The sequence below is a fragment of the Candidatus Cardinium sp. cBcalN2 genome (genome assembly GCF_022810445.1).
In the GTDB taxonomy this organism is placed as follows: Bacteria; Bacteroidota; Bacteroidia; order Cytophagales; family Amoebophilaceae; genus Cardinium.
On sequence record NZ_JAACGD010000060.1, the window covers coordinates 1 to 4,846 of the forward strand.

Sequence of the window (4,846 nt, forward strand, 5' to 3'; positions counted from 1 at the left end):
TTTATAAAAAAGTAACCAAAAAATCAAGCCCTCAGTAAAAAGTTGCGGCAGTCACCTATTAGAGCTGGAAAAACAGAACTCACCCGCTCCGCGGGTTCAAACAAGCTGTTTTTCCAATCAGTTCTAATAGGTGACTGCTCATCGCAACTATTTTACAAGGGGCATTTTGCCTAGAACAGCCATAGCCTTGAATGCATACAAAACCTCTCCCTTGAACAGCTACCCAAAAAATTTAGTTAACAATTCTTTTTAACTACCCCACCCCTCTCGGTCTAAACTACGGTATTGAATAGCTTCTGCTAAATGCAGTTCTGATATATTTTCACTTCCTGCCAAGTCAGCAATTGTTCTGGCTACTTTTAAAATTCTTTCGTAGGCCCTTGCCGACAGTCCTAACTTTTCCATAGCTACCTGCAATAGCTTTTGTCCGGCCTTTGAAATAGGACAAAACACTTTAGTCATGGTAGAGGACATTCGTGCATTGGTATAGAGTTGTATATGACCTTGAAAACGTTTTTCCTGTATCTTTCTTGCTTGAACAACACGTGCTCGAATCAGCTGACTGGCTTCATTTCTTTTCGAAGCAGTCAGTTCTTCAAAGAGTACAGGTACTACTTCTACATGGAGATCTATTCTATCTAATAGTGGTCCGCTCACCTTATTGAGATAGCGCTGTACACTAACCGTAGTACAAACACATTCTTTTGCAGGATGATTGTAATAGCCACAAGGACAAGGATTCATGCTTGCAATAAGCATAAAGTTAGCAGGGAACTCAATAGAAAACTTAGCCCTTGAAATCACTACTTTCCCATCTTCCAAAGGTTGTCGCATGACTTCCAATACGCTCCGTTTAAACTCTGGTAATTCATCCAAAAAAAGAATCCCATGATGGGCCAAAGAAATTTCACCCGGTTGCGGAAAAGTCCCCCCTCCTACTAATGCTACATCGCTAATCGTATGATGAGGTGCTCGAAAAGGTCTTGTCGACAATAAGCCATAACTACTATCCATGCGGCCTGTTACAGAATAGATCTTAGTGGTTTCTAGTGTTTCAGCTAAGGTAAAAGGAGGTAAAATAGAGGGCAAACGCTTAGCCAACATCGTTTTACCTGCTCCAGGAGGCCCAATCATAATCACATTGTGGCCACCAGCTGCTGCAATTTCTAAGGCTCTTTTGATATTTTCTTGCCCTTGGACATCTGCAAAATCCACTGCATAAGCATCTGACTGCGCTTCAAAGAGTTTACGTGTATCTACTTCTACAGGGTGAATGGTGCGTTCTCCTGCTAAGAATGCAATCGCTTCTGTAATGTGGTTGACGGCAATGACCGCTATTTTACTTACAATCCCACCCTCTGGTCCATTCTTTTCTGGCACAATGATACCTTGAAATCCATTTTTATGCGCTTCAATAGCAATCGGCAATACCCCTTTTACCGGCCTGAGCACGCCATCTAATGCCAATTCACCCATAACGATATAGTTGGCTAATCGAGATAAGTTATATTGTTCTGAGGCATGTAAAATAGATAAAGCAATGGGTAAGTCATAAGAAGCACCTTCCTTGCGGATATCGGCTGGTGCAAGGTTTACAATGACACGCTGGCGGGGCATGGTACATTTAATCTGTTTTAATACCGATTCTATGCGGTGTTGACTCTCTTTAATGGCACTATCTGGCAGCCCTACCATAAATAGGCTGGTCCCAGTCACAATGCTTACTTCTATGGATATAATAAAAGCATTTACACCATATACGGCACTGCTAAAAGATTTAGTGACCATTTTTTATAAAAAAATATGAGCCTTGCGGAGAAACGTTACTGCTGCTGACATAAGCATTGCTCAGAAAAAAGCTTATGCCACAACAATAAGGTAATAATTTTTTTTCCCTTTTTGTACCAATAGATAACGATCATGTAACAAAGTAAAATCAGGTTTTTGGTAAGGATCTCTTAGCAATATCTTATTTACCTTGATACCAGCTGAGGCGATTATACGTCTTGCTTCTGACTTAGAAGGCATAATCATATTATTTGTAGCAACAGATAATAAAGAAACGATGGAGTCTACCTCACTTAAGGCAGTTTTTGTAATATGCACCTTAGGTATAGTGGCACAAACATTTAATAACCCATCTTCGCTTAGGGCATAGAGCGCATCTGCTGAAGCAGTATGACCAAAAAGAATAGTACTGCAGACTATGGCTTGGTTACAGGCCTCTTCCGAATGAACCATGGTGGTTACCATCTTGGCTAATGTTTGCTGTAATAGTCTGATTTCAGGCTTGGTCTGATGGGCCAAAATCATGGCTTCTACTTCCTCTTGTTTGCAACAGGCAAATATCTTAATCAATTTTTCTGCTTCATGATCTCCAACATTCAATAAAAACTGGTACATTTCATAAGGGGAGGTTTGTGCTGGATCTAGCCATATATTTTTGCCAGAAGCTGTCTTGCCAAACTTTGTGCCGTCCGAACGAGTAAGGAGCGGGGCAGTTAGTGCAAATGCTTGATATTGTGATTTTTTACGAATAAGCTCTACACCAGTAGTTAAATTGCCCCATTGATCCGACCCGCCCATTTGTAAGGTTACATTTTTATGTAGATAGAGATAATAAAAATCATATCCTTGTAATAGTTGATAAGCAAATTCAGTATAAGAAATACCAGTTTCTATGCGTTGTTTTACGCTATCTTTAGCCATCATATAGCCAATAGGTATATGTTTACCTACCTCACGCAAAAAACCTAGGAAAGAGAAATCTTTAAACCAATCAAAATTATTTAACAAGAGAGCCTTGTTTGGACCAGTAGAAAAATCTAAAAACTTTTCTAATTGCTTTGCAATAGAGGCCTCATTGTAACGCAATACTTCTTCCGTTAAAAAGGTACGTTCTTGGCTACGTCCAGAGGGATCTCCAATCATGCCCGTAGCACCACCTACTAGTGCAATAGGTTGATGACCTGCTTCTTGGAAGTGCTTTAATAGCATAATAGTAACCAAATTGCCCAAATGTAAAGAAGGAGCAGAAGGGTCAAAACCAACATACCCGGTAGTCATACCTTTAGCCAGATGCTGGACTATACCTGGAACCATATCATGGATCATACCACGCCAGGTTAAGCTAGCTATAAAATCTTTCATGTAATCAAAAAATAAACTATCCTAAGGTAGTTAATCTTAAAAAGAATCACAATAGAATGCGCTTGTAATCCCCTTATGCTGATGGATTCTCTTAAGAGGAATGGAGCATAAAATTGTTTAACCAAATTATTTTATGTAAGTTAAAACAGTAAAAAACATATTACTCAAGCTAAGTTTAGCATGGTTGTTAACTTTATTTATGCTGACAACTTTGCAGGAAAGATGCAGTGCAAGATCCCAATCTAATAGATGCAATCTAGCCAACGGATCGACGTTTAGATTACTAAAAGTAGCGTTTCGAACGCAACGCTGTTAAAAAATAATGCTGCTATGGCTACTATTTTCAATAACTTTTTAGTCATATATGGGCGTTTTACAGCTCTGCTACTTGCTGTAGATAGTATATCGTGTCAATGTAAAAACGCAGAAGCTTACAAGAAGATCAATCCTGTTCTTGAAAGAAAAGAAAAAAAATCCTGCCCTACACAGAATGCCTCTATTGCTTCTAATGCACCGGCAACTATTCAAAAATCGGCTGAAATAAATGTTCAAGGCAATTTTACCAACTCAAGTAATGATTCTCTAAAAGTGGAAGAGCCTCATCAGGATGAAAGCGCCATGGGTCAATTGGCACAAGCAGATCAAAGAAATGTTCAGCCAAGTTTTACCTTAAAAGACATTACCATATATGCAGGAGCAAAGCAATCCCATATGCTAGAAGTAGCTGGCATAACAGCAGGATATAACATTAAATCTATTTCAGTAAGCCAAAATCGTATTTACTATACAAAACAATTTGGGGTAGAGCTGTTTAATAATCAACCTATCCCAACCTCTGGTTTAGCTATTACGCTAGCTATCGATTCAACTCTAAAAGCTGGTGTTTATGAATTAAAAATTAAAATAGGGAAAACGGGAAAAGGTAGTAAAAAAACAGAACAATCGGTAACATGTATGATCCATGTTATCAAAGATGAAGCAAAAGTTCAAGATACATTAAAAATTGAAAAACAAAATAAATCATCTAATATATCTAGTACAACACAAACAATACCAGTATTACAGAGTGAAACAATAAACCATATGGGTTCAATCATAGAAGATGAGCCAGATACTGCTAAAAATAAAGAGGCCGATCTGACCCAAGCTCATATTACACCGACTCAACCCAGTTTTAGCTTACAGGATATTACGATGAAAGCAGGCACGCAAGAATCTGTCATGCTAGAAGCAACTGGTGACACAGAAGGCTATGGTGTTAAGTCTATTTCAGTAAGTCAAGATAGAGTAAGTAAAGCTATATACTATACCAAAAAATTTGGGGTAGAGATATTTAACAATAAGCCTATACCATCTTCTGGCCTCCCCATCATACTCAATACTGATTCGACCTTACAAGCTGGTTCTTACCAATTAAAAATTAAAATAGGTCAAACAGGCAAGGGTAGTCAAAGAACAGAACAATGGGTAACATCTACGATCTATATTATTCAAGATCAGCCTAAAAAAGAAGAATTGACTGTCAATCAAGAGGATGCCGCTAAGGAATAGTAGCAGAAAATATTAGTTTCCGTTCACCCAATGGCGTCAACTTAAGGGATATATTTAATTGATTATTATATATAATAATATATATAAAAAAAAACGCCCCTTGTAAAATAGTTGCGATCAGAAATCGCCCCTTATAGCTGAAATA

The 4,846-nt window shown here is 38.2% G+C and carries 3 protein-coding genes; 1 reads left to right on the forward strand and 2 read right to left on the reverse strand.

All coding sequences use genetic code 11. The annotated features are described in order from the left end of the window. Nucleotides 1-249: 249 nt before the first annotated feature. Both MUW74_RS01775 and tyrS read right to left on the reverse strand, forming a co-directional pair. Nucleotides 250-1,788, reverse strand: coding sequence for a YifB family Mg chelatase-like AAA ATPase (locus MUW74_RS01775; RefSeq protein WP_243516941.1), 1,539 nt, complete (start codon nt 1,786-1,788; stop codon nt 250-252). A 72-nt stretch (nt 1,789-1,860) separates the two neighbouring features. After that, complete coding sequence (gene tyrS / locus MUW74_RS01780; protein ID WP_243516942.1) at nt 1,861-3,150, reverse strand: tyrosine--tRNA ligase; 1,290 nt, start codon at nt 3,148-3,150, stop codon at nt 1,861-1,863. Nucleotides 3,151-3,480: 330 nt separating this feature from the next. On the opposite strand from tyrS, the gene MUW74_RS01785 reads away from it, so the two are divergent. After that, nucleotides 3,481-4,701 (forward strand): hypothetical protein, encoded by a 1,221-nt coding sequence (locus MUW74_RS01785; RefSeq protein WP_243516943.1) that lies wholly within the window; start codon nt 3,481-3,483, stop codon nt 4,699-4,701. Nucleotides 4,702-4,846 lie beyond the last annotated feature (145 nt).

What these genes read in the sequence shown, in the direction of transcription:
- MUW74_RS01785 (WP_243516943.1), top strand. Translation starts at nt 3,481, where the DNA reads ATGGCTACTATTTTCAATAACTTTTTAGTCATATATGGGCGTTTTACA.
- MUW74_RS01775 (WP_243516941.1), bottom strand. Translation starts at nt 1,788, where the DNA reads ATGGTCACTAAATCTTTTAGCAGTGCCGTATATGGTGTAAATGCTTTT.
- tyrS (WP_243516942.1), bottom strand. Translation starts at nt 3,150, where the DNA reads ATGAAAGATTTTATAGCTAGCTTAACCTGGCGTGGTATGATCCATGAT.